Origin of the sequence: Arthrobacter sp. JUb115, from assembly GCF_004365035.1 — a bacterium.
Classification (GTDB): domain Bacteria; phylum Actinomycetota; class Actinomycetes; order Actinomycetales; family Micrococcaceae; genus Glutamicibacter.
In genome coordinates, this window is the sequence record NZ_SOBS01000002.1 from 255,361 (window position 1) to 279,470 (window position 24,110).

23 protein-coding genes and 1 tRNA gene are annotated in these 24,110 nt (G+C 62.5%); 7 read left to right on the forward strand and 17 right to left on the reverse strand.

Features of this window, described 5'->3' with window-relative positions; translation table 11 throughout:
- Positions 1-19: 19 nt before the first annotated feature.
- The 9 genes from EDF61_RS04365 to EDF61_RS04405 all read right to left on the reverse strand — a co-directional run bounded on the left by EDF61_RS04365 (position 20) and on the right by EDF61_RS04405 (position 9,603).
- Entirely contained in the window at positions 20-415 is a 396-nt protein-coding gene (locus EDF61_RS04365; RefSeq protein ID WP_013348985.1) for an FKBP-type peptidyl-prolyl cis-trans isomerase, read from the reverse strand.
- Positions 416-431: 16 nt separating this feature from the next.
- On the reverse strand, positions 432-1,367 hold the full coding sequence (locus EDF61_RS04370) for an FKBP-type peptidyl-prolyl cis-trans isomerase (protein WP_166650694.1): 936 nt from the start codon (positions 1,365-1,367) through the stop codon (positions 432-434).
- 119 nt (positions 1,368-1,486) lie between these two features.
- Positions 1,487-2,860: a Pup--protein ligase gene (pafA, locus tag EDF61_RS04375; RefSeq protein WP_133833375.1), complete on the reverse strand. Its 1,374-nt coding sequence runs from the start codon at positions 2,858-2,860 to the stop codon at positions 1,487-1,489.
- A gap of 78 nt (positions 2,861-2,938) precedes the next feature.
- A complete protein-coding gene (locus EDF61_RS04380; protein WP_133833376.1) occupies positions 2,939-3,124 on the reverse strand; it encodes a ubiquitin-like protein Pup in 186 nt (61 codons plus the stop codon).
- Between the two features lie 66 nt (positions 3,125-3,190).
- Positions 3,191-4,807, reverse strand: coding sequence for a depupylase/deamidase Dop (gene dop / locus EDF61_RS04385; protein ID WP_133833377.1), 1,617 nt, complete (start codon positions 4,805-4,807; stop codon positions 3,191-3,193).
- Positions 4,804-6,441 carry a proteasome ATPase gene (arc, locus tag EDF61_RS04390; protein ID WP_166650701.1) on the reverse strand — a complete coding sequence of 546 codons (1,638 nt, stop codon included), beginning with the start codon at positions 6,439-6,441 and terminating at the stop codon, positions 4,804-4,806. Before arc ends, dop begins: the two co-directional genes overlap by 4 nt.
- A gap of 220 nt (positions 6,442-6,661) precedes the next feature.
- On the reverse strand, positions 6,662-7,723 hold the full coding sequence (locus tag EDF61_RS04395) for a tRNA (adenine-N1)-methyltransferase (protein WP_133833378.1): 1,062 nt from the start codon (positions 7,721-7,723) through the stop codon (positions 6,662-6,664).
- Positions 7,724-7,765: 42 nt separating this feature from the next.
- On the reverse strand, positions 7,766-8,893 hold the full coding sequence (locus EDF61_RS04400) for a site-2 protease family protein (protein WP_133833379.1): 1,128 nt from the start codon (positions 8,891-8,893) through the stop codon (positions 7,766-7,768).
- The gene (locus EDF61_RS04405; protein ID WP_133833380.1) at positions 8,890-9,603 is read right to left on the reverse strand and encodes an HAD family hydrolase; all 714 of its coding nucleotides are present in this window, start codon (positions 9,601-9,603) and stop codon (positions 8,890-8,892) included. Before EDF61_RS04405 ends, EDF61_RS04400 begins: the two co-directional genes overlap by 4 nt.
- Positions 9,604-9,686: 83 nt before the next feature.
- On the opposite strand from EDF61_RS04405, the gene EDF61_RS04410 reads away from it, so the two are divergent.
- Positions 9,687-10,595 (forward strand): PAC2 family protein, encoded by a 909-nt coding sequence (locus EDF61_RS04410; RefSeq protein WP_133833381.1) that lies wholly within the window; start codon positions 9,687-9,689, stop codon positions 10,593-10,595.
- 33 nt (positions 10,596-10,628) lie between these two features.
- On the opposite strand, the gene mshC is transcribed toward EDF61_RS04410, so the two are convergent.
- From mshC to EDF61_RS04425, 3 genes are all read right to left on the reverse strand, one after another.
- The gene (mshC, locus tag EDF61_RS04415; protein WP_133833382.1) at positions 10,629-11,891 is read right to left on the reverse strand and encodes a cysteine--1-D-myo-inosityl 2-amino-2-deoxy-alpha-D-glucopyranoside ligase; all 1,263 of its coding nucleotides are present in this window, start codon (positions 11,889-11,891) and stop codon (positions 10,629-10,631) included.
- Between the two features lie 127 nt (positions 11,892-12,018).
- Positions 12,019-12,843, reverse strand: coding sequence for an undecaprenyl-diphosphate phosphatase (locus EDF61_RS04420; protein WP_105657830.1), 825 nt, complete (start codon positions 12,841-12,843; stop codon positions 12,019-12,021).
- A 78-nt stretch (positions 12,844-12,921) separates the two neighbouring features.
- Complete coding sequence (locus EDF61_RS04425) at positions 12,922-13,131, reverse strand: hypothetical protein (protein ID WP_105657829.1); 210 nt, start codon at positions 13,129-13,131, stop codon at positions 12,922-12,924.
- A gap of 44 nt (positions 13,132-13,175) precedes the next feature.
- Between EDF61_RS04425 and EDF61_RS04430 the strand changes: the two genes are divergently transcribed.
- Positions 13,176-13,409, forward strand: coding sequence for a DUF5703 family protein (locus tag EDF61_RS04430; RefSeq protein WP_105657828.1), 234 nt, complete (start codon positions 13,176-13,178; stop codon positions 13,407-13,409).
- 65 nt (positions 13,410-13,474) lie between these two features.
- On the opposite strand, the gene EDF61_RS04435 is transcribed toward EDF61_RS04430, so the two are convergent.
- The 5 genes from EDF61_RS04435 to EDF61_RS04455 form a co-directional block, all read right to left on the reverse strand.
- Positions 13,475-14,614 carry an acyl-CoA dehydrogenase family protein gene (locus EDF61_RS04435; protein WP_133833383.1) on the reverse strand — a complete coding sequence of 380 codons (1,140 nt, stop codon included), beginning with the start codon at positions 14,612-14,614 and terminating at the stop codon, positions 13,475-13,477.
- Positions 14,615-14,661: 47 nt separating this feature from the next.
- Positions 14,662-15,978, reverse strand: a complete 1,317-nt coding sequence (locus EDF61_RS04440; RefSeq protein ID WP_208294228.1) for a M20/M25/M40 family metallo-hydrolase — start codon at positions 15,976-15,978, stop codon at positions 14,662-14,664.
- An 84-nt stretch (positions 15,979-16,062) separates the two neighbouring features.
- Positions 16,063-17,130, reverse strand: coding sequence for a TAXI family TRAP transporter solute-binding subunit (locus tag EDF61_RS04445; protein WP_133833384.1), 1,068 nt, complete (start codon positions 17,128-17,130; stop codon positions 16,063-16,065).
- Positions 17,027-18,463: a sensor histidine kinase gene (locus EDF61_RS04450; protein ID WP_133833385.1), complete on the reverse strand. Its 1,437-nt coding sequence runs from the start codon at positions 18,461-18,463 to the stop codon at positions 17,027-17,029. The genes EDF61_RS04445 and EDF61_RS04450 overlap by 104 nt, the downstream gene beginning before the upstream one ends.
- The gene (locus EDF61_RS04455; RefSeq protein ID WP_133833501.1) at positions 18,460-19,128 is read right to left on the reverse strand and encodes a response regulator transcription factor; all 669 of its coding nucleotides are present in this window, start codon (positions 19,126-19,128) and stop codon (positions 18,460-18,462) included. The genes EDF61_RS04450 and EDF61_RS04455 overlap by 4 nt, the downstream gene beginning before the upstream one ends.
- Positions 19,129-19,370: 242 nt before the next feature.
- On the opposite strand from EDF61_RS04455, the gene EDF61_RS04460 reads away from it, so the two are divergent.
- From EDF61_RS04460 to EDF61_RS04480, 5 genes are all read left to right on the forward strand, one after another.
- Positions 19,371-20,651: an Nramp family divalent metal transporter gene (locus tag EDF61_RS04460; RefSeq protein WP_133833386.1), complete on the forward strand. Its 1,281-nt coding sequence runs from the start codon at positions 19,371-19,373 to the stop codon at positions 20,649-20,651.
- 80 nt (positions 20,652-20,731) lie between these two features.
- Entirely contained in the window at positions 20,732-21,376 is a 645-nt protein-coding gene (locus EDF61_RS04465; RefSeq protein ID WP_133833387.1) for an NADPH-dependent F420 reductase, read from the forward strand.
- Between the two features lie 228 nt (positions 21,377-21,604).
- Positions 21,605-21,688: transfer RNA gene (locus EDF61_RS04470), tRNA-Leu, on the forward strand.
- 132 nt (positions 21,689-21,820) lie between these two features.
- Complete coding sequence (locus EDF61_RS04475) at positions 21,821-22,798, forward strand: alpha/beta fold hydrolase (protein ID WP_105661265.1); 978 nt, start codon at positions 21,821-21,823, stop codon at positions 22,796-22,798.
- A 67-nt stretch (positions 22,799-22,865) separates the two neighbouring features.
- Complete coding sequence (locus tag EDF61_RS04480) at positions 22,866-24,059, forward strand: glycosyltransferase (RefSeq protein ID WP_105661264.1); 1,194 nt, start codon at positions 22,866-22,868, stop codon at positions 24,057-24,059.
- Positions 24,060-24,110 lie beyond the last annotated feature (51 nt).

The following is a 24,110-nucleotide window of genomic DNA, read 5'->3' on the forward strand; positions in this document are numbered from 1 at the left end:
CCATTGCCAGCACTTGGAATTACTTGGTGCCCATCAGATCCACAACGAAAATCAGTGCTTCGTTAGGCGCAATGGCGCCTGGGGCGCCACGCTCGCCGTAGGCCAGGTGCGATGGGATATCCAGTCGGCGACGGCCGCCGACCTTCATGCCCAGCAAGCCCTGGTCCCAGCCCTGGATAACCATTCCGACACCCACTGGGAAGTCGAGGGTCTGCCCGCGGCCCCAGGAAGAGTCGAACTCTTCGCCGGTGGACCAGGCAACGCCTACATAGTGCGCTTCAACGGTGGTGCCTGGGGTGACCTCGGCGCCGGTTCCCTCGACCAGGTCGGTGATGACCAGTTCTTCAGGAGCGTCGGTGCCCGGGAAATCGATCTCCGGCTTGGTGCGGTCGTAGTTGCGTTCTCCGAACGACATAGTCACGGCCTTTCTGTTACTTGCTTTCGCTTACCTTGTCTAATTCTACGTAGAAGACCAGTGGTCCTGCAGGACGCCCCTGGGCTTCAGCAGTTTCACCGTAGGCCAAGTCCGTCGGGACAGTCAGCAAGACCTTGCTGCCTTCCTTCAGGCCCTGGAAGCCCTGCAGCCAACCCTGGATGACTCCGCCGGCCATATCGGCTTCGAAGCCTTCTTCGTTGCCGAAGTTGCCGTCGAACTTCTTGCCATCCTCCCAGCGCACGCCGTGGTAGTGGGCAGTGACCTTGGACGCTTGGCCAACGGCTGGGCCGTCGCCTTCTTCAAGGACGTCCACTGCCAGGCCTGCCGGGGCTTCGGTGTCCTTGGGGATGGTGATCTGCGGATCGCCCTTGCCGGTCTTCACGGTGGGGAGCTTGCCGTCGTCCTTGAGCTGCTGGACTTCTTCCTTGCCCATCGTCTGGCTAGGGCTCTTGGAGTCCGCAATCTTGATCACGATCAGCCGTTCGGCACGCGAGCCTTCGGCCGGTTCGGCAATGGACCCGTCCGGCTGCTGCACGCCTTCGATGGCTGCATAAGCGATCCAATCGCCAATCTGGGACTTCAGCAGGGTTTCGTAGAGCTCGGGCATCTGCTCCTTGAGCGTCTCGTCAACCTTCATGGGAGCCGGATCAGCAGTGAAGTTCTCATTGGTCAGCAGGCCGTCGATGGTCTTGTACAGGCCCGACTGGATCTGGATGGTGTCGCCTTCCTTGATGTCGGAGCCCTCGCCCTCCACCACGGTGACTGCTTCTGACTTTTCGGTCAGGAGCGGCGCATCGAATTTGACCTCAGGTGCGGTCTTGCTATCTTCTGCTGGCTTGACGTCGATGCCGCTCAGGGATGACGAACCCGAACCGCAGGACGCCAGGGCAAGGATGGACGCGGTGGCGCATACTGCCAAAACTTTTCGCACGAATCTTCTTTCCGGTTGGACTAGCTGGTCATGCATTGCGGGCCTGCACAGAGCAAGGCCCGTAATGATCTGCGTCCAGCTTAGAGGTTTTTGCTGTGTAAATACTTGTTTCCAGCTAGCTAAAGCTGCTGGCCCATCAGCTCAATGAGCTCGTCAATCTGTGAATTGGTGGTTGCAAACGGGTCCTTGCACAGCACAATTCCGCCCGGGCCATCCTCATACTTCATGTGGACCCAATCGGCGCTATAGCGTCGCCCATTGGCGCGGGCGGCGCGAATGAATTTGCTTCGCAGTGCCGCGCGTGTCGTGGCTGGCGGGTTGTTCACAGCCTGATTGATTTCAGCGTCGGAGACGACTGCGCTGGCCAGGCCGCGGCGCTTGAGCAGGTGGAACAGGCCGCGCTGCGGGTCGATGTCATGGTAGGTCAGGTTCAGCTGCGCGATCCGTGGCGCCGAGAGCTCCAGGGAGTTCTTCTGGGCATAGCCCGTGAGCAGCTTGTGCTTGATCGCCCAGTCGATGTCCCGGTCGATCAGCGAGAAGTCCTGGCTTTCCACTGCGTTCAGCGTGCGTTCCCACAATTCCAGGACGGTATCCACCTGGTCGTGGTGCGCGCCGTGGCGGACGATGAATTCCTTGACGGATTCGAAGAGGATCCACTGGATCTGCAGTGCGGTCGGCTCGTCGCCGCCCATCAGCCGCACCACGGTCTGGCCAGTGAAATCGTGGGAGATCTGGCGGATGGAGCGAATCGGGTTTTCCAGTCGCAGATCGTGGTAGATTTCCCCGGATTCGATCAGGCGCAGCACCAGGTCGGTGGCGCCGATCTTGAGCAGCTGGGTGGTTTCGCTCATCGTCGAGTCGCCCACTATGACATGCAGACGGCGGTGGTACTCGGCATCTGCGTGCGGCTCGTCGCGGGTGTTGATGATCGGACGCGAGCGCGTTGTGGCCGAGGAGACCCCCTCCCACATGTGATCGGCGCGCTGGGAGAAGACGTACTTGGTCTGCTCTTCATCGGTGATCAGATGCCCGGCACCGCACAATAGCTGGCGGGTGACGAGGAAAGGGATGAGCATGTCAGCGAGGCGCTTGAACTCGATTTTGCGTGGAATCAGGTAGTTCTCGTGGCAGCCATAGGAGTTCCCGGCGGAGTCCACATTGTTCTTGAACATGTAGATCCGGCCTTCGTGGCCTTCCTCGGCCAGCTGGTCCTCTGCCTGGTCAACGAGGTCCAGCATGAACGCCTCCCCTGCGCGGTCGTGGGCGATCAGCTGCTTGAGCTGGTCGCATTCCGCGGTAGCGTACTCCGGGTGCGAGCCCACATCCAGGTAGAGGCGCGAGCCGTTCTCCAGGAACACATTCGAGCTGCGCCCCCAGCTGACTACCGGCTTGAACAGGTGCCGTGCGGCATCCTCCGGGGTGAGCCGGCGCCCATCCGACGGGACATAATTCAGCCCGAATTCGGTTTCCAGACCAAAGATTCTGCGATCCACGCGAAGCTACTTCCCCTCAACTGCGGTTCCGCCATATTGGCCAGAACACGACTTCCAAAGCTGTGTGCCCGTTGGGGCTTACTGGCCGCCCTTTTGCACGAATCCGCGGACGAACTCTTCAGCGTTGGATTCCAGCACCGAGTCGATCTCGTCCAGCAGGTCATCCACGCCGGCGGACTGGCCGGTGGTGTTCACCTGGACCTGTTCCGTTTCGGCCTGCTGGTTCTGGATGCTGCGGCGGGCCGAGAAGCTTTCCTGAGTCATCGTTTTCTCCTAAGTCGTCGTGAATCCCGGAATTACGCGCCGAGACTCATACCTATTCTGCGCCGATTAGCGACGCCTGGCCAATTCGTCGATAAATTCCGCAATCTCCAGCTGCGTGTCGAACAGCTCGCCAACCTGCGCACGGGTTCCGCCCAGCGGTTCGGGCATGTGGAAGCGGCTGATCTTGCGCGCCCCGGGGACGGCGAAGGACAACGCATCCCAGTTCGCTGCGACCACGTAGGGCGCATAGCGCTGCAGGGTCATGCCGCGCAGGTAGGCCCGGGTATCTTCCGGCGGGCTGGCCACGGCTTGGTTGATCTCCTGCTGGCTGAAGATCCTCTGGATGGCCCCGCGTTCGGCCATGCGGTAGTACAAGCCCTTGTCGGTCCGCAAATCAGCCCATTGCAGGTCCAGCATCGCCACGCGTGGATCGGACAGCTCAAGCTGGTGGCGCTGGGCGAAGCCGTTGACCAGCTGGTATTTGGCGATCCAGTCAATCTGGTCTGCCGCGTCCATCGGGTCGCGCTCGAGCAACTCCAGGATCTGCGCCCAACGGCTGAGGATCTCGGTGGTGTCCGGATCATCAATGCCGCGTGCCGCACAGTAGTTTTCTGCCGCATGCAGGTAATGGCGCTGGATTTCAATGGCGGTGAGCTGGACCCCGCCGCGCAACCGCACCTTGGCCTTCAGGGTGGGGTCGTGGCTGATTTGCTGCAAGGCCAGGACCGGCTCGACCAGTTCCAGCTGCGGGGCCATCCCCGCTTCGATCAGCGAGAGCACCAAGTTGGTGGTGCCCACGCGCAGCAGGGTGGAGATCTGCCCGAGGTTCGCATCCCCGATGATCACGTGCAGGCGGCGGTACTTGTCCCAGTTCGCGTGCGGTTCATCGCGGGTGTTGATGATCGGGCGGTTGATCGTGGTTTCCAGGCCCACTTCCGCCTCGAAGAAGTCGGCACGCTGGGAGACCTGGAAGGCGGCGCGCTCGTTGAGCATGCCCTGGCCCACCCGGCCGGCACCGCAGAAGATCTGCCTGCTGGCAAAGAACGGGGTGAGCCCGCGGACAATCGAAGAGAACTCGATGCCGCGCGGCATCAGGTAGTTCTCATGCGAGCCGTAGGAGACCGACTTGTTATCGGTGTTGTTCTTGTACAGCAGCAGTTCCCCGCTGCCCAGGCGCTGGGCGGCGGCCGCGGCGCGGCGCATCACTTCATCGCCGGCTTGGTCCCAGAGCACCGCATCACGCGGGGTCATCGATTCGGGGCTGGAGTATTCCGGGTGGGCGTGGTCGACGTACAGGCGTGCGCCGTTGCCCAGGACCATGTTCATCACGACATCCGTGGATTCCTTCTCCTGGTAGAGCGTTGAACCCAGATGCGCGTCGTTGCCATCCAGCGCAATGGATTCGGCGGTCCAGATGCCCTCGTCGTCCAGCCCCGGCTCCAGGTCGGTCAGCTGGCTCGGATGCGCTTGGGCCCGGTCCATGGCGAATCCGCGCGCATCTTGCAGCGGGGATTCGTCGCTGTAGTCCCAGCGTGCTGCCTTGGCCGCCGAATCCTGCTCGGCGACCAATTGCGCGTAGGCGTCAACGATCTGCGCCGAAAGCACCGTGGCGTTGGCCTTGGGCATGTTCGGGCGGATAATTCCGTATTCGGTTTCCAGGCCGACCAGGCGACGGGCGCTCATTTGCCGGCCTGCTGCTGGACCAGGGAACGGATGTTGCTGATCCGCTCGCCCTTGCGGCCGGAAATCCGGGCCCAATCATCGGGGTTGGTGGTGTTGGGCATGTCTTCGTGCTCGGCGAACTCTTCGCGCACCGCACGCAGCAGGTACTCCATTTTCAGTCCGCGCTCGTTCTGCGTAATCAGCGCCTTGATGGCATGCTTCTTGGCGCGGTCCACGATGTTGTGGATGACCGCGCCCGAGGCGAAGTCCTTGAAATAGAGCACTTCGGTGGCACCGGTAACATAGGTGACTTCGAGGAATTCGTTGATCCGCTCGGTGGAGTACATTGCCTGGACGGCTCCGCGGATCATGCGCGCTATGGTGGCGCCGGCATCCCCGGCATCGGCATCGAGCTCATCGGCGTGCAGCGGCAGTTCGGTCGTCAGGTACTTGCTGAAGATTTCTGTGGCGCCCTCGGCATCGGGACGGCGGATCTTGATCTTGACGTCCAGGCGTCCCGGACGCAGGATCGCCGGGTCGATCATGTCCTCGCGGTTGGACGCGCCGATGACAATCACGTTATCCAGGCGCTCGACGCCGTCAATTTCGGCCAGCAGCTGCGGCACGATGGTGGTTTCCACATCCGAGGAGACACCGGTGCCGCGGGTACGGAACAGCGCTTCCATCTCGTCGAAGAACACCACCACCGGATCTCCATGCAGCGCCTTCTCCCGGGCGCGGGCGAAGATCAGGCGGATGTGCCGTTCGGTTTCGCCCACGTACTTGTCCAGCAGCTCCGGACCCTTGATGTTCAGGAAGTAGCTGCGGTTGCTGGCCCCTTCCTTGCGCTCGACGACACGTTGGGCCAGGGAGTGCGCCACCGCCTTGGCGATCAGGGTCTTGCCGCAGCCCGGAGGGCCGTAGAGCAGGATCCCCTTTGGCGCGCTCAACCCGTGTTCGCGGTACAGCTCAGGGTGGGTGAAGGGCAGCTCCACCGAGTCCTTGATGGCTTCGATCTGCGAGTTCAGCCCGCCAATGTCCGAGTAGGCAATGTCCGGGACTTCCTCGAGCACCAGGGACTGCATGTCGGTGAGCTGGACGCGGGATACCGCCATGCCCGAACGTGAGTCGATGGCCAGCTGGTCGCCCACGCGCAGGTGCATCTCGCGCAGCGGGCCAGCGAGTTCAACGACGCGCTGGTCATCGGCACGGGCCATGACTACGGCGTGGTGATTTTCCAGCAGTTCCTTGACCGTGACCAGTTCACCGGTCTCCTCGAATCCCAGGGCCGCGACGATCACCAGTGCTTCATTGAGCAGCACCTGCTGGCCGATGACCAGCTTGTCGAAATCCATCAGCGGGCTGACGGCCACGCGCATCTTGCGCCCGGAGTAGATGACATCTGCGGACTGGGCGCCGGTGGATTCGATGCCGAGCCCGGGTTCGGGGTGCTTGCGCGGGTGCTTGGCCACGATGGTGCCGTGGCTGAAGGGAGTGTCCCCGTCTTTTTCCAGCGCCGACTTCAGGTTGATGATCTGCTCGCGGGTGGTTTCCAGCAGGGCCACCAGGCGCTTGTTATTGCCGCTGATCCCGGCGAGTTGCTTGTCGAGGTTGCGATTCTTGTCGCGCAGCACGTTGACCTGGCGTTCGGTCATCTGCAGCCGCTCGGCCAATTGTTCTGCCTCGCGATTATCGTTCACGTTCCAACCTCCAACATCCAACGTCACCGGGGCGGTTCGTGCGCCCTGATGAGGTTTTTTCCGGTGCTTGGCGCACCGTCTTGCTTCCATCCTAGGAACTGAAGGCCCCGAGTGCAGAACACTCGGGGCCCAATGTCACATAATGAGACGCAATATCTCAATATATGGTTGCAGCTCAGGCTTCGCCGCCAGCGCCTTCGGCGTCTTCTTCAGCGGCACGCACGCGCACGGACTGGTTGGCATCGCGGGCGGCCCGGCGCAGCTTCTTATCCGACAAGCCGCGCTCGCCCAGTGCTTCAGGGGTCCACTCGCCGTCGGCGTGATCGCGCGTCCATGCGCTCAGGTCCTCATCGGAGTACGAGTGCTCCTTGATGCGCTTGGCTTTCGGGATGCCATCGGCGGAATCGGCCAGACGGCGGCAGGTGATCAGGAATGCGGTGTGCGCCACCATCCGGTGATCCGGGCGGACAGCCAGGCCGTCGACGTGCCAGCCGCGCACCAGGGTTTCGAAGCACTCTGGCTCGGTGAACTGGCCCGAAGCACGGATGGCCTCGACCACGCGGGACATCTGGGTCACCGAGGACACGTAGTTGGTCCACACGCCGCCCGGCGCCAGCACGGTAGCTACCGCATCCAGGCATTCCCAGGGGCTGAGCATGTCCAGGACCACGCGGTCGATGCTGCCCGGTGCTTCCAGCTCGACGACCCTGTCCTGGAAGTCGCCGATGGAGATCTGCCACGATGGGTGCTCGCCACCGAAGACGGTGGAGATGTTGCCGCGGGCGATATCGGCGAATTCCTCGCGTCGCTCGAAGGAGTGCAGGAAGCCCTCATCGCCGACCGCGCGCAGCAGCGAGATGGACAGCGCGCCGGAACCGACACCGGCTTCGACGACGCGCGCGCCCGGGAAGATGTCGCCGAACTGCACGATCTGCGCGGCATCCTTCGGGTAGACCACGGTGGCGCCGCGCGGCATGGAGAGCACGAAATCCTTGGCCAGCGGGCGCAGGGCCTGGTAGCGGAAGCCGTCGATATTCTCGATGACCGAGCCTTCGGGCAGGCCGATGATGGCCTCGTGCGGCAGCACGCCCTTGTGCGTGTGGAACTCTCCACCGTGCTGCAGGGTGATGGTGTTGATCCGGCGTTTCTCGTCGGTCAGCTGCACGCGGTCGCCGACACGGAAGGGGCCGCGACGGGCTGCCGCGCCGTGCGGCGCCTGGCTCTTAGCTTCGCTCACTGATGTGATCCTTTTCTTGGTGCTTTTCAGTCTGTATAGAGTTTACTTGCGGCGTCCGGTGACGGCGTTGACGATCTGCCGCTGGTGCAGCAGGCCCACCACCTGCCCGGTGGCGCTGATCACCGCGTATTCGGCGCTGTCCACGCTGGCCAGGTAGTCGATCAGTGCGCGGCCATCGGAATCCTCGGCCACGATCGCGCCCTGGCCCAGGGCACGGGACACGGCCAGGGCCGGAACCTGGGCCGCCTGGTTCGGGTCCACCCGGGACAGTGCCTGCGCATCGATGACCCCGACCGGCATCCCTTTCGGGTCGACCAGGATGATCTCTCCCCCGCGAGCGTTCTGGCGGGAGAGCACGTCGGCTACGGTTGCGTGCGAAACCATGGCCGAAGCCGGGCGCATCAAGTCGGTGGCGATCACGGTGGGCAGGTTCAGCATCATCTTGGAGTGCGCAATCAGCTGCGTGGTGGCTTGCCACATGAACATCGCCACCATGATGCCGACCACCACCGTGATGATCTGGGGCTGCTCGCCGCGTACCAGAGGATAGATCACGAAGTAGAAGACCAGGCCCACGGCGATTGCCCGGCCCACCCAGCTCGAGGCGATGGTGCCCTTGAACTGGGATCCGGTGGCCTTCCAGACGATCGATTCGACCAGCCGCCCGCCATCGAGCGGAAGCCCGGGCAGCGCGTTGAAGGCGCCGAGCAGCAGGTTGGCATAGACGAAGAAGTCCAGCAGCAGGTTCGGGTACACGCCCATGGGCGCGTTCTCGATCACCAGCCAGCCGATTCCGGCCAGCAGGAAGTTCGACAGCGGTCCGGAGAGTGCCACCCAGAGCGAGGCGCCGGGCTTGGCCTTGAAGGAACCGAACTGGGTGTGCCCGCCCATCAGCGTCAACACGATGTGCGCATCTGGCCACTTGAAGGCGCGCGCGGTCATCGCGTGCGCGACCTCATGGATCAGCACGGCCACGGCAATAGCCACCGCGCAGGCCAGGCCCATCAGGTAGGCGTTCAGCGGCGGAATGATTCCGCCGCGCGAAAGCTGGATGCCAACGCTGAAGGTGATGACCGCGGTGATGATGAACCACGAGCTGGAGAGGTAGACCGGGACGCCGCCGATACGCCCCAGCTTGATTCCCGGGGACTTTTCCTGAGTGTCGCTCACGCGCTAACCTGCACCAACCATCGAGTCATTTCATGTACATCCACGGATGCCAAGCTGTCGATCCGGCGCCAATTGCCTTCGCCCGGGTCGGTGGCGTTGGGGACCAGCACCGCATGCAGCCCGGCCGCGGACGCCGAGGCGATGCCCGGCACGGAATCCTCGAAACCAATGCATCTGGCTGCTTCCAGTTCTTTCCCGGTGCACTGGCCCAGCAGCTGCAGTCCAGCCAGATAAGGTTCCGGGTGCGGCTTGCCGTTGGCGACCTCTTCACCGGTAACGCTGGCCTGGAAGATGCCTTCGGGGATGCTGAGCATCAGTTCATCGACGATGCTGCGCTCGGACATGGTCACCAGGGCCTGCGGGATGCCTGCCTGCTTGCACGCCGCGAGCAATTCGCGGGCTCCTGGCCGCCAGGGGATCTCGCGGCGAATGCCGGCAACCACCCGGGCAGAGAGCCAGTCGATGATCTCGCGGATCTCCAGCTTGACCCCGGCCTGCTGCAGGGCCCGGGCGCCATCTGGCAAGGCGTTGCCGACCAGGGCCAGGCCTTGTTCATGGCTCCATGAGCCGCCATGGGAAGCCACCAGCTCAGCTTCGGCAGCCAGCCAATAGGGTTCGGTGTCGATCAGCGTACCGTCCATATCCCACAGGACAGCTTGCGGGGTTGCGGGCTCGGTTCCGGCGGCAAAGTCAAAACTGGTGCTTGGCATGAGTCCATTCTAGATGGAAGAGTGGGGCTAAGCCGCTTCGGCGAGCCACGCCGAGAGCATCGAGTGCTGCCAAGGAGTCTTCAATGAACGAGGAATACCACGCCCCGACGCTGAATAGCTATATCGCCAAGACCCAGCATGAGATTCGCCCCACCATCGTCTTGGCTGCCTTCGAGGGGTGGAACGACGCCGGTTCGGCGGCCACGGACGCCGTCCGCCTGCTGCTCGAGTCCAACGCCCATGAGCATGTGGCCACCGTGGGCGAGGACGATTTCTACGACTACCAGTTCACCCGGCCCAAGACCCGGCGCACCGGGAGCGGGCGCGTAGTGGACTGGCCGTGCACCGAGATCTTCAAGATCCATTTGCCCCAGGCGGCCGCCGACCTGCTGGTGGTGCTGGGTGTCGAGCCGACGTTCAAATGGCAGACCTTCTGCTCGCGGATCATCAAGGTGGCCCAATCCCACAATGCCCATACCGTGCTCACCCTGGGCGCCTTGCTGGCCGATGTGCCGCATACCCGGCCGGTGCCGACCTCGCTGGCCAGCGACGATCCGCGGTTCCAGGAGCACCTGAGGATCAGCGCCTCCACCTATGAGGGGCCCACCGGAATCCCCTCGGTGCTCGGCGTGGAGTTCGAACGGTACGGGATCCCGAGCCTGTCGCTGTGGGCGCAGCTCTCCCACTATGTTGCGCAGTCCCCCAGCCCGCGGGTGCAACTGGCCATCATCGAGCTGCTGGAGGAAGTCATCCCGGTCTCCGTGCCGGACCAGAAACTGCGCGAGGATGCGCTGGCCTGGAAGCATGGGGTCGATGAGCTCGCGGCAGCGGATCCGGATGTGGCCAAGTACGTTGAACAGCTGGAGCAGGCAACGGACACCAGCGAGCTTCCCGAGGCCAGCGGCGAGTCCATTGCCCGGGAATTCGAACGCTATCTGCGCCGCCGGGGAAAGTACCGCAAAGACAGCCCGGGGTCCGACTTCGATATCTGAAGCCGGACCCCGGGATGCTTGGCGCGGTGCTGCCTAGAGCTTGAGCCCCAGCAGCGCGTCGATGCCGTGGCGCAACGCTTCGGCGCCGTCGCCATTCGAGCCGGCCGGCTGTGCAGCCCACCGGTCGAGTGCCTCCAGCGCGGAGGGCGCATCGATGTCATCTGCCATGTGCTTGCGGATGCTTTCCACTACCTTGGCTGCGTCCTCGGTGCTGGTGGTGGCCAAGGCCTGGCGCCAGGCAGCCACCCGCTGCTGGGCTGCGGCCAGCAATTGCTCGGTCCAGAACCAGTCGCTGCGGTAGTGCTGGGAGAGCAGTACGGCGCGGATCGCTACCGGCTCGACGCCAGCTTCGCGCAGTTTGGAAACCAGCACCAGGTTGCCTAGGGACTTGCTCATCTTTTCGCCGTCCAGGCCCACCATGCCGGTGTGCACGTAGGTCTGCGCGAGTTCCGCGTTATCGCCAGCAGCTGCGTGGGCCGCGGAGAATTCGTGGTGCGGGAAGATCAGGTCCGAGCCGCCACCTTGGACGGTGAAGGGGGCCGGCAGGGTCTTGCGGGCAATCACCGAGCATTCGATGTGCCAGCCCGGGCGGCCGGAACCGAGCTTGCCGCCATCCCATGACGGCTCGCCCTCGCGGGCGGCACGCCACAGCAGCGGGTCCAGCGCATCGCGCTTGCCGGCACGATCCGGATCCCCGCCGCGTTCGGCGAAGAAGCCGAGCATGGTCTGGCGGTCGTAGTTCGAAACGGCACCCAGTTTCCAGGCATCGTTCTGGGCGGCCAGGGTGTCGAAGTACACGTCGCCTTCCACCCCATCGGCACCAGCTGGCACACGGTAGGCCAGATCCGCATCGAGCAGCTGCTCGACCACCGGGACCAGCCAGTGGATGGATTCCACCGCGCCGATGTAGTTCTGCGGCGGAATGACGTTCAGGGCTTCCATGTCGTCGCGGAAGAGCTGGATCTGCGACTCGGCCAGTTCGCGCCAATCGACGTTGGTTGCTGCGGCGCGTTCGAGCAGCGGGTCGTCCACGTCGGTGATGTTCTGGGTGTAGGCCACGGTTCGACCGGCATCGCGCCAGGTACGCTGCACCAGGTCGAAGGTGACATATGTGGCGGCGTGGCCCATATGGGTGGCGTCATAGGGGGTGATACCGCAAACGTACATGCTGGCCGGCGCAATAGCTTCATCCGCTGGCGCAGTGGCCTGTCGGGCTCCGGTGGCGGTATTGAAAAGTTCCAGTGTTGGTGCTGAACCAGCCACCTGAGGTACCTCAGGGTTATTCCACGCGTGCACTTATGGACATCCTTTCGCAGATGCGACGTATTTCTTCCTTTAACTCCAAGTGAAGCAAGGCGAGGTTTATTCCCGTTAACTGCAAGATGCCCGTGAAGCAGTCCACGGACATCTTGGAAAACCTGGATCAGGCGGCCATCCAGCCCAATCCCAGAGCGACGAACAGCGCCAGGCCCAGCAGGATGCGGTACCAGACGAAGAAGCGGTAGGAGTGGGTGGAAACGAACTTCAGGAACCAGCCCACAATCAGGAAGCCGACGACGAAGGCCACGACGGTAGCGACACCGGTCTGCGCCAGGGTATAGACACCTGGTTCGTCGAAGGACTTGACCAGCTTGTACAGGCCCGAGGCGAACACCGCCGGGATCGCCAGCAGGAACGAGTAGCGGGCTGCGGCTTCACGGGTGTACCCCATGAGCAAACCCGCGGTGATGGTGCCGCCCGAACGCGAGACGCCCGGAATCAAGGCCATGGCCTGGGCGAAACCGTAGAAGATGCCGTGCTTGACGGTCAGCTTGTCCAAGGTGCGCTGCTGCTTGCCGTAGTGGTCGGCGATGGCCAGGATCAGGCCGAAGACCACCAGTGTGGTCGCAACAATCCACAGCGAACGGAAGTTCGTATCGATGTAGTCTTCCAGCAGCAGGCCCAGGATCGCGATCGGCAGGGAGCCGATAATGATCAGCCAGCCCATCTTGGCATCCGGATCCGAATGCGGGATCTTGCCGGCCAGTGCCTTGCACCAGGCGCCGATGATCCGCACGATGTCACGCCAGAAGAAGACGATCACTGCGGTTTCGGTACCCAGCTGGGTAATGGCGGTAAATGCCGCTCCGGGGTCTTGGGCGTTGGGCAGGAGTTCGCCAACGATACGCAAGTGGGCTGAGGACGAGATCGGGAGGAACTCGGTCAGGCCCTGGATCAATCCTAGGAAAGCTGCTTCAAACCAATTCACCCCTCGACATTACTTCACCGATTGCGACTATCCGGACTCAGAAACACGGAATAGGAAAAATTCACTCCGTGGTCGTACTCACGCATCATCCGAGGGTATGGTGAAGGGCAATAACTCGGAATACTGATCGTAGAGGGCGTCTTCATAGTCTTCGAAGGCATCGGCCAGCGCGCCAAAAGCCGCGTCGACGGATGCCTCGCCAGCACCGCGGCTCTGCGACACAATTGCCAGGTGCTGCTCCAGGCGTGCAATAAATGCTTGCAGTGCAAAACTCGGTTCAGTACTCATAGCATGAGGCTACAACGCACGGCGTTCTTTAGATAGGGGGCAGGATGCTCGAAGAAAGAATTAAGCCACCGCTGCATCATCCCGATGACCAGCGCTTTGAATACCTGGTCATAACTTCTTTCCCGGGCGAACCAAAGCATGTCGCCCGCGCCGCCCTGCGGGAGCACGCCGATAACGGCAAATGGGAGCTCATGCGCACCTGCCGCTATGAAGGCGGCGCCCAAAAGTACTGGCTGCGCCGCCGGGTGATGCGCATTCGCAGCACCCTGGCTCCCTGAACCGGCAACAGGGCACATGGCACCATGCCCGCCATTGGCCCTCACGGCAATCGCGGGTCCTTGCCTCAGCTGTCGAGCGGGCCTACCAGCCACGAGGCCACCGTATTGGCTGCCGAGGCGGCATTGGACGGGTGGTACCAGCTGGCCTGCACGTCGCGGTAGAGCCGTTCGAACTCCGATCCCCGGAAATATCCGCCACCGCCCAGCAGCTGTCCGGCAACCTGGATGTTCTCCCGTGCAGTGCCCCCGGCCAGGGTGCGCAGCGTCACCAGCTTGGGGAACCACGCGCCCTGGTGATCCGCCTTGGCCTCCAGGTCACCGGCCACCGAGCGTTGCAGGGCATCCAGGGCCAGCAGGCGCATCGCCGCTTCGGCCAAGAGCCCGCGGGCACGCACATCCTGCGCATACCGGGTCCCGTCCTGGTGCACCCGCTGGCCCAGGGCCTCCTGAGCCAGGGTCACCGCACGATCTGCGATGCCCACGTAGACGCTTGCGGTCAGGGTCAGGAAGGATGCGAAGATGCCGAAGACCAGCGGGTCCTGGTTAGGACCGGCCGGCAGCCGGCTATGCACCCATTCGCGCGGGGCCACCGCATTTTCCAGCTTCGTGGTGTGCGACTGGCTGGCCCGCATGCCCAGGGTGTTCCAGTCGTCCAGGGAATGCACGCCCTCGCCCCTGGCGACGAAGCCGTGAACCAGTTCCCCGGATTCCTCATCCTTGCCGAACACCCCCAATCGGGTGAACGCCGGCGCCAGCGAGGTGAAGATCTTCACGCCATTGAACTCCACCGAGCCATCGGCAGCAGTTCTCGCCCTGGTCTTCGAGTCGAAGAGCACCGCGTCGTTGCCGGGCTCCGAAATCCCGAACGCCATCACTTCGCCCTCGGCAATCCAATCGGCCACCATATCCAGGCGCCGGTCCCCGCGGGCCTGCAGCAAATACGCGACGCCCGCCCATACCTGGTGCATGTTGATCGCCAGGGCCGTGCCGGGTGCCGCGGTGGCCAGGCGGCGCTGGGCCAGGGCCAAGGTCTGGAAGTTCCACCCCAGTCCCCCGCGCTCTGCCGGCACCAGCGCCTTGAGGTAGCCCAGTTCCACCAGTTCGTTGAAGTCTTCGATGGCGAACGAGTTCGACTCGTCATAGCCGGCGGCCCGGTCCCGGAAACGCTCAAGCAGCTCGTCGCTCAGTATGGATTCGATGGTCAAGGATTCTGCTCCTGGATTCTGTTGTGCTGGCTGGGCCAACGCTGGTTCTAGTATTCCTGCAAGAGGTTTTGCAGCACCCGCACGCCGAACTTGATCGAGTCCACCGGCACGCGTTCATCGACGCCATGGAACATTCCGGTGAAATCCAGCTCGGCAGGAAGTTGCAGCGGCGCGAATCCGTAGCCGGTGATCCCCAGTTTGGCCAGCCATTTGTTATCGGTTCCGCCAGAGAGCATATAGGGCAGAACCACGGCATCCGGGTCTTCAGCCAGCAACGACGCGATCATGGAATCCACCAGCGCACCGGCGAAGGGCACCTCCAGGGATTCCTGCTCATGCACCATGGACAGCTCGACGCGTTCCCCGGCCAGTTCACGCAGGGTCTGCAAGGTGGCTTCGTGCTGCTCGGGCAGGGTGCGGCAGTCGATCAGCGCTTGGGCCTGCCCGGGAATGACGTTGTGCTTGTAGCCTGCCTCCAGGGCGGAGGGATTCGCGGTGTTCTGCAAGGTAGCCCCGACGAAGCGCGAGACATTGCCCATGGCCGAGAGCAGCGGGGCCGGATCGGCTTCATCGAAGTCCAGTCCGGACAGCTCGGCCACCTGCTCAAGCAATGCGCGGGTGGTTTTGGTGTAGGACAGCGGCCATTGATGCTCACCGATGCGATGGACGGCTCCTGCCAGATGGGTGACCGCATTATCGGTGTTGAGCTGCGAGCCATGGCCGGCCATGCCCTTGGATTCCAGCTTCAGCCAGGCGATGCCCTTTTCCGCAGTCTGCAGCATGTAGGCCCGGCGGCCGTTGATTTCGACCGAGAACCCGCCGACTTCGCTAATGGCCTCGGCCGCCCCGGCGAAGAGTTCGGGATGGTTCTGCACCATCCAGCCGGAGCCATAGTCCCCGCCAGCTTCCTCATCGGCGAAGAAGGCGATGACCAGATCGCGCCGCGGGGTGATGTTCTCGCGTTGCAGGTGCCGGATGGCGGCGATAATCATCGCGTCCATGTTCTTCATGTCCACCGCTCCGCGTCCCCAGATCATCCCATCGATGATCCGGGCCCCGAAAGGATCCACGCTCCAGTCTTCGGCGATGGCCGGCACGACATCCAGGTGGCCGTGCACGACCAGGGCCGGCAATGACGGATCGGCCCCCGGGATGCGGGTGACCACGTTGGCCCGCCCGGGAGCGGATTCATAGATCTTGGTATCCAGGCCGACGTCCTCGAGCAGCCCAGCGACATAGCGGGCGGCTTCAAGCTCCCCCGCGCCCTTGTTGCCTCCATAGTTCGTCGTGTCGATCTGAATCAGTTTCCTGCAGATCTCTACGGCTTCATTTTCCATGAGTGGAATGTCGCCAGCAGTGGACATCGCCAATGATCCTCTCGTAGCAGTGCTTTGCAATACACACTAGTGGGCAAAGCCCTCACCGTCGTGTGCGCACGTGCGCAATTTCTAGCCGTGAAGTTCCTGGTAGGCCTTCCTCGCGCCCGGGTGCAGGGGCTGGCCTCCGGTGCTGACCAAGGTTTCGGGGGTCAAGAACTGGATGCCGGCACTGGATTCTGGCACCAGCTGATCGGCATGGGCGACCAGGAGCTTGACGACGGCTCCGGCCAGCTCCTCGGGCATGTCCGCGCGCGCCATCAACAGGTTGCCAACCCCGATCGTCTCCACGGACTTGATTCCGCGGTAGGTTCCCTCCGGGATGACTACCCCGTCGTAGAGATCCGGGTACTGCTCGCGCAGCTGCGGCAGCACCGCTGAAACATCGAGCAGGCCCAAGTCCATGGCTGAAGCGAGCCGGCTCAGCGAAGCAACCGGCAGGCCGCCGAAAAGGAACAACGCGTCAATGCTTCCCTTGCCCAGCGCCTCCAGCCCTGCCACGTACCCGTACTGCAGCTCCTTGGGCGCGATCCCGCTATTCTTCAGCTTCGCTGCCCGCAATATGCGCTGGCCGGTCACCCACGTACCTGACCCTGGCGCGCCGGTGCCGATGGTGCGTCCTGCCAGATCCTGCAGCGAGCTAATCCCGGCTGCTGTGCGGATGATGCAATGGAAATAGTTCTGGTAGACGCGGCCCAGGGCCAGCGGCTGCGCGTGTGGAGCACTGTCCTTCCGGTACTGGTCCACCGTATCGGCTAGGGCAAGAGCCAGCCCGGCCTTGTTTTCTGCGAGCATCGCCAGATTCTGGGCGCTGGCCTGGGTGTTGAGGGCTGTGGAATGCTCGGCGACGCCGTGGTCCACCAAGGCGTTGGAGAGCAACGAGGCAAATTGGAAGTACATGCCCCCGTCTTCACCGGAGGCGATATCCAATCGATGCGCAGCGGGCAACGAGCTGCAGGAACTCAGTACTGGCAGTCCGGCGGCGACTGGGGCTGCCAGGAGATATCGAAGCAAGTTCCGCCGCGACGGCATGGGCTCAGGATTCATCGGGCACCTCGGGCTTGCCGCCATGCAGGGGCAGGCTGATCGTTGCTTTGAGCCCTTCGCCCGGAGCCGATTCAAGCGTGAGCTCACCGGCATTCGCGCGCGCCAAGCGATCCACGATAGCCAGTCCCAAACCTGTTCCCGGACTGTGCCGCACACGTTCTGCACGCCAGAACCGCTCGCCTGCATTCGCGAGTTCAGCAGTGTTCATTCCGGCTCCGTGATCCTGTATTTGGATGCTGGCAGTTCCCGGATCGAGCCGCAGGCCCAGGACGATCTTGCTGCCAGGGGCGTACTTGAAGGCGTTTTCCAGTAGTTCTGCGAGCATCTGCTGCAAATCGAATCCGTTGCACCACACCATGGCGGTCGGCCCCGAGGTGGCACTGCCATCGAGCACCAGCTGGTTTCCCCGTTGCCGGGCAACCTCGGATTGGCGTTCGACTTCCTCGGCGAGCATTTGCCCGACGTCGACTTGTTGGCCGTGCACGGCTGTCTCGGGCAAGGACTCCCCCGCATTTTGCTCGGCTAGCCGATGCTCGGCGCTGGCCAAGCGCATGACGCCGTCCAGCAAGGTTTCCACCCGATGCAGTTCGTTTTCCACCGCGTGCACTCCGACGGGATCCGCTTGGTCGCCCATGCGCATCTTCAAAAGATCCACGCGCAACCGCAAGGCGGCAACGGGGTTCCGGAGCTGATGGGAAGTTTCAGCAATGAACTCCTGCTGCTGCTTCAGGCTCTCGGCCATAGTTCGGGCCATGCTGCCCAGCGACCGCGATAGCCGGCGCAGTTCCGGTGGGCCTTGCTCTTCGAGGAGAACCGGTGCCTGATGCCGCGCAATGTCATTGACGGCATCATTGAGCTGGTGCACCGGACGGAGCACCCAGAAGGTCAGGCGGTCGGCCAAGAGCAGGAGTCCAGCGCCAATGGAAATGACGACAAGCCACAGCAGGCTGGACTTTTCCAGCACCTTGGCGCGTGCAGTTTCCAAGTTCACTTGCATCGTGACAGAGCCGAGCACTTGGGCGGAATTGCCGAACGGCTGCGAGAGCAAGGCGGTGGCATCCGAGAGAGGATCGATCGGCGGGATCTGGACCAGTCCCAGATTCAGCTCTGAATCGCGCACGGTGCCAGCGACCTCGGGATCCGCAGGATCGATACTGCCCGAGACCAGTTGCCGCTGGCCCAGATTGATCAGCAGCCCTTCGCCATAGAGGTCGCTATAGGTGTCCATCTCCAGCTGGAGCAGCGACATGTCATTTGCCAGATCAGCATGGGCGGCAAGCTGGACAAAGCGGTTCAATGCCGATAACCGGTTCAGCTGGACTTCAGCGGTGGCATCACGGCTGACGCTCTGCAACAGCATCGCGCTGACGATGGCGACGATTGCAAGCAGCGCCGTGCCCAAGATGCCCAGTACGCGCAGCCTCACGGGTTTGGCGTCTCTAGCCGGTAGCCGACTCCGCGGACGTTCACGATCATCCCGGGCGCAGCAAGCTTGGAGCGCAAACCGGTGAGGTGCACATCCAGGGAGCGCGACACCGCCACGAACGCGTCGCCCCACAAGCGGTCAAGAATCTGCTCCCTGGTAACCACCGCTCCGTCATGCTGGGCCAGCAATGCCAGCAGCTCGAATTCCTTGGCGGTCAGCTGGAGGTGCCGTCCATTCAGAATTGCTTCGTGCTTCCCGGTGTCCACACGCAATCCGCCGGCGATGAGCACACCGCCGTTGTCATTGGATTGGACCTTGGCGCGGCGGGCCACCGCATCGATGCGTGCGAGAAGAACCGCCAGCCCGATGGGCTTGACCAGGAAATCGTCGGCACCCTGGCGCAGTCCCCGGACAACGCTCCGCTCGTCATTGCGCGCCGAGAGGATGACCACGGGGACTTCACTGATTTGGCGCAGTTTGCGCAGGACTTCCAGTCCATCCATATCCGGCAGGCCCAGATCCAGCAGGATCATCTGTGCATTGTGGTGCTTCAAGAGCGCGTCAGCACCGCGGCTGACATGCTCGGCCTGATGGCCTGCGGCACTCACAGCATCGATCAGGGCGCGAGCGACGGCGTGGTCGTCTTCGACGATCAACAGCTGCACGGCATCATCCTCGACGTTCAGATCCGGGCTCGGCGCCCATGGGTAACTGCTCAATTCTACCAATCGGGGCACGCAGTGTTCTCCAGGTCACTGCATTCCTAAGAAAGTGTTAGTACTTGACTGTGAGTTTGCCAGTAAGAAAGATCACTACCAAGATTGAATACGATCTCACACCCCCGTGGTCCGCGTCACTGCCGATGCGACTCCGCGGCGGCATCGCACTGTGGCAAAAGGAAAATCAAATGAGCGAAAACATCCAGGCGCAACGCGCCGACCTAGACGGTGGCGGCCCGCCGCGCTGGAAAGTCATTGGCCCGGGACTGGTCGTTGCGGCGACCGGCGTTGGCGCCGCCGACATGGTTGCCACACTAGTAGCCGGCAGCCAGTACGGCTATGCGCTGCTCTGGGCAGTGATTGTCGGCGTGATCCTGAAGATTGTTCTGGTTGAAGGCGCCGGCCGCTACACCCTGGCAACTGGCAAAACCATTTTCGAGGGTTGGAAGACCCTGGGCAAGTGGACCACTTGGTATTTCGGTCCCTACATCATCATCTGGGGCTTCGTTTACGGCGCTACAGCGATGAGTTCCGCTGCATTGCCGCTGGCAGCCTTGATGCCGGCAGTGGATCTGAAAATCTGGGCAGTAATCATGGGCCTGCTGGGCTTCGTGATGGTCTGGTTCGGAAAGTACAGCTTCTTCGAGAAGATCACCGCTGTACTGGTGGGCATCATGTTCGTAACCGTGGTGGGCTTGGCTTTCATCGCTGTGCCCAATATTCCGGAAATGCTCAAGGGCCTGATCCCGATGATCCCAGAAGGCGGCGTGGTCTACACCCTGGCGTTGGCTGGCGGCGTCGGCGGTACCATCACCTTGGCCGCTTACGGCTACTGGCTGCGCGAAAAAGGCTGGTACACCCCTAAGTGGATGCGGGTCATGCGCATCGACAACTCCATGGCTTACGTCATGACCGGCATCTTCGTGCTGGCCATGCTGATCGTTGGCGCGGAAGTTGTTCGCGCCGCCGGCGTGAGCATCTCCGGTGGCGACAAGGGCCTGCTGGAACTGGGCGACGTGCTGAAGGCCGAATACGGCGATGTCGTAGGCAACGGCTTCCTCATTGGTTTCTGGGCCGCGTCCTTCTCGTCGATCATCGGCGTATGGAACGGCGTTTCCCTGATGTTCGCCGACTTCTGGGGCCATATGCGCAAGAAGCCGGCAAACCACCCGGATACCCTGACCGGCGGCAAGTACTTCAAGTTCTATGTCCTGTGGCTGACCTTCCCGCCAATGGTGCTGTTCCTGCTGGACAAGCCAATTGCCCTGATTCTGGCCTATGGCGTCCTCGGTGCGCTGTTCATGCCATTCCTGGCAGTCACCCTCCTGGGCCTGCTCAACGGCAAGCGCATCCCCAAGGCATGGGCCAACCGCTGGCATACCAACACCGCACTGGCGATTACCGCTGCGCTGTTCATCGTCTTGGGCGTACAGCAGCTGTACAAGTCACTGGCACCGCTCTGGAGCTGATGGCCTTTCGCTAGGCAAAAGCCATGGTGGCATGCAATGAATTGCATGCCACCATGGCTTTCGCGTTTAGGCTGGAGGCTATGAGCATCAAGCGGATTGGAATCCTTGGAGCGGGACGAGCCGGCACAGCCCTCGCCCGCGCAGCAGCATCGGCCAGAATCGACGTACGCATCGCAGGTTCCAGGCCTCCACGGATGATGAAGTACCACCTGACGCAGTACGCATCGCATGCCACCGCCGTACTGGCCGAAGACATCGCCGAGGATGCCGATTTGGTGGTGCTCATGGTGCCGCAAGAGGAACTCGACGACATTGATGTCCCATCCCTGGCGGGCATCTTGCTGGTGGATGCAACCAATCGCTGGGAAGACGAGCCGCTTCCCGACTGGCTGGAAACATCACTTGAGGCCGGCTTGTCCAGCTCCGAAGGCATTGCAACCCACTTCAAGAGCTCTCGCGTGGTCAAAGCGCTCAATCACATCAGCCACTGGGACATGGACGCGGATCGGGCAACCAAGCAATCCGCGCAACGCGCCCTGGGCGTCGCATCGGATAACAAGCAGGATGCCCAGACGGTTTCGGAACTTACCCTCGCCTTGGGCTTCTCTCCGGTCCTCCTGCCCAACTTGGCCGCGGGCCGCGGCTTGGAACCTGGTGGCGCGATCTTCAACGAAGTAATCGATGCGGCAACGCTGTCCGCCAGGCTCGGCCCACCTGCGCAGTAGAGCCGCTAAACCCGGGTTTCACTAGGCAGATCGCATGACATTCCTGTGACGCTCGACACTGATTTTCTGATTTTTTGCCTTAAACCTCTACTCAATCCCGGTTTTCCCGCGGAATTCCGGGGTTTTCACCCTCCAGTTGCGAGGAGTTTCCCGATTGGAAATCCCCTGCTGGGGGTGGTAAAGTTTTACTTCGTTGCCAGCGATAACAACGCGAACAACAGACAACCTGCGCGGGTGGCGGAATAGGTAGACGCGCTAGCTTGAGGTGCTAGTCCTCGCAAGAGGGTAGGGGTTCAAGTCCCCTTTCGCGCACAGGTAGAATCCCCGGTTGACTTCGGTCAACCGGGGATTTCTTTATTTAATCCGAACGACTCCCCGCCCTCGATTGAGGATGCGGCGCATGCCTCCCCCGCGCTTGCACGTGCGCTGTCGTAAAGTGCTTATATGACTGACTCTTCCCCGGGCAACGTCCCCGCCCAGCAGGGGCTCATGCCAACTGATGACGGCCACCAGCTGTACTGGGAAGAGTTCGGCAGTCCCGGGGGAATCCCGGCACTGCACCTGCACGGTGGACCAGGAGGAACACTCGGCGCGAGCGGCTACCGGAACCGCTGGGATCTGTCCCGTACTCGCCTCATTGGTTTTGAACAGCGCGGTTGCGGACGTTCTCTCCCCTCGGCAGCCGCTGCGGATACGGACATCGGAGAATTCACTACCCAGCGGCTGATAGCCGATATCGAAACGCTGCGTGTCGGGCTGGGTATCGAGAAATGGATTATCAATGGCGTGTCCTGGGGCTCGACCTTGGCTCTCGCCTACGCACAGGCCCATCCCGAACGCGTCGTCGGCATGGTGCTTTTCGCCGTCACGACAACGAGCCGTGAAGAAGTCCAATGGATCACCGAAACTGTTGGAGCGCTCTTCCCGGAAGCATGGGACCGCTTCTCGCGATTCGCCAGCAGCCACATTCCGGCCTACGCGGCGGGTGAACTGCGACTGGTCGAGGCCTACGCGCAACTGCTCGGCTCCACCGATCTGGAACTTCGCGATGCGGCGTCCCGCGAATGGGCGCTATGGGAGGATACCCACATTTCCCTCGGATCGGAGCAGGTAATCCGCGATCCGCGCTGGCATGACCGCCGCTTCCGGCATTCGATGGCACGGCTGACCACTCATTTCTGGGCCCATGATGGTTTCTGCCAGCCGCCGATCATCGAGAATATGGCTGGGATCCGGCACCTGCCGGCCGTTTTGATCCACGGACGAGCCGATGTTTCCGGACCGTCAATGACGGCATGGAAACTTCACCAGCTCTGGCCAGCTTCCTCACTGGTTATCTGCGAGACCGATGGCCACGGCGGAGCGGAGATGGTCGATCACTGGACATCGGCGAACGCGAACATGCTGGACCTGGCTTCTTGATAGCATCAGAGGCGGAGTTTTGAACGAAAAATTCCGTCACTAGCACAGCACTACTGGAGTACTGAACATGCGCATAGCCATGCTTTCCCTGCATACCTCACCGATGCAGCAGCCGGGCTCCGGCGATGCAGGTGGCATGAACGTGTACATCCAGAACCTTTCCTATGCGCTGGGCGCCCTGGGCCACGAAGTCCACATGCTCACGCGCACCGCCAACGAATCCGAGTCGCTCCAGGTCAGCGAGGGCGTGTGGATGCATCAGGTGCAGATCGCTGCCCATCGGAACCTTGCCAAGGAACAGCTCCCGGCGATCATCGACGAGGCCGCGGAGGAAATCGCAACGCACTTGCACGGCATGAAGTTCGATGTCGTCCACGGGCACTATTGGCTCTCCGGAATGGTGGGGCTGCAACTGGCGCAGCGCTGGTCCGCTCCCTTGCTGGTCTCGATGCACACCTCGGCCGCGGCCAAGGAACACGAATCAGGTCTCCCCGAGCCTGGGAAGCGAAAGGAAGCAGAGAAGCAGCTGCTCGCCGACTGCGCGCGCATCATCGCGAACACGCCCGTCGAGGCGAAACAGCTGCAGCGCTTCTACGCCGTGGACTCGAACAAGCTCGACATCGTCCTGCCCGGCGTCAACCACCGCATCTTCCACCCGGATCAGGACAAGCTGCGCCGGCCTCTGGGAGACGATGACCTGCACCTGGTCTACGCCGGGCGCATGCAACCGCTGAAGGGAGCCCATCTTCTGCTCGAAGCCATGGGCATCGCGCGTCGCGAGGATCCAGCCCTGCGCATTACCGCATCGCTGTTCGGTGCGCTGTCCGGGGCAACGGACTACGACCTGCCAGCGCAAGTCCAACACCACGGCCTGGAGGACGTCGTCCGGTTCTTCGATCCGCTCTCCCCCGAGAAGCTGGCGCTCGTCTTCGCCAATGCCGATGTCGTCGCGGTGCCCTCGCTCTCCGAGACTTTCGGATTGGTGGCCGCCGAAGCGCAGGCCTGTGGCACGCCGGTGTTGGCCAATGCGGTGGGAGGGTTGGCCTACGCCGTCAATGACGGCGAATCCGGTTGGCTCATGACCGAGCCTGATGCCCAGCTTTGGGCCGCCAAGCTGCTTGAACTGGCCCGGGATCCTGAACAGATTACCGCTGCCGGACATGGGGCGCTGGAACATTCGGCCCTCTTCACCTGGGAACGCGCGGCCGTGGCCACCCTGGCCAGCTACCGTGTCGCCCAGTCCGAGCGCCAAGTACGTTGAACGCAATAGTGCCTTGGCCTTCAAGGCAATTCCATTGAAGGCCAAGGCACT

Coding starts and splice junctions, on each gene's coding strand:
- EDF61_RS04365 (WP_013348985.1), bottom strand. CDS start 415: ATGTCGTTCGGAGAACGCAACTACGACCGCACCAAGCCGGAGATCGAT.
- EDF61_RS04380 (WP_133833376.1), bottom strand. CDS start 3,124: ATGACTCAGGAAAGCTTCTCGGCCCGCCGCAGCATCCAGAACCAGCAG.
- dop (WP_133833377.1), bottom strand. CDS start 4,807: ATGAGCGCCCGTCGCCTGGTCGGCCTGGAAACCGAATACGGAATTATC.
- arc (WP_166650701.1), bottom strand. CDS start 6,441: ATGACCGAACGCCAGGTCAACGTGCTGCGCGACAAGAATCGCAACCTC.
- EDF61_RS04405 (WP_133833380.1), bottom strand. CDS start 9,603: ATGCCAAGCACCAGTTTTGACTTTGCCGCCGGAACCGAGCCCGCAACC.
- EDF61_RS04410 (WP_133833381.1), top strand. CDS start 9,687: ATGAACGAGGAATACCACGCCCCGACGCTGAATAGCTATATCGCCAAG.
- EDF61_RS04425 (WP_105657829.1), bottom strand. CDS start 13,131: ATGAGTACTGAACCGAGTTTTGCACTGCAAGCATTTATTGCACGCCTG.
- EDF61_RS04430 (WP_105657828.1), top strand. CDS start 13,176: ATGCTCGAAGAAAGAATTAAGCCACCGCTGCATCATCCCGATGACCAG.
- EDF61_RS04440 (WP_208294228.1), bottom strand. CDS start 15,978: ATGTCCACTGCTGGCGACATTCCACTCATGGAAAATGAAGCCGTAGAG.
- EDF61_RS04445 (WP_133833384.1), bottom strand. CDS start 17,130: ATGCCGGTGAGCTCACGCTTGAATCGGCTCCGGGCGAAGGGCTCAAAG.
- EDF61_RS04460 (WP_133833386.1), top strand. CDS start 19,371: ATGAGCGAAAACATCCAGGCGCAACGCGCCGACCTAGACGGTGGCGGC.
- EDF61_RS04465 (WP_133833387.1), top strand. CDS start 20,732: ATGAGCATCAAGCGGATTGGAATCCTTGGAGCGGGACGAGCCGGCACA.
- EDF61_RS04475 (WP_105661265.1), top strand. CDS start 21,821: ATGACTGACTCTTCCCCGGGCAACGTCCCCGCCCAGCAGGGGCTCATG.
- EDF61_RS04480 (WP_105661264.1), top strand. CDS start 22,866: ATGCGCATAGCCATGCTTTCCCTGCATACCTCACCGATGCAGCAGCCG.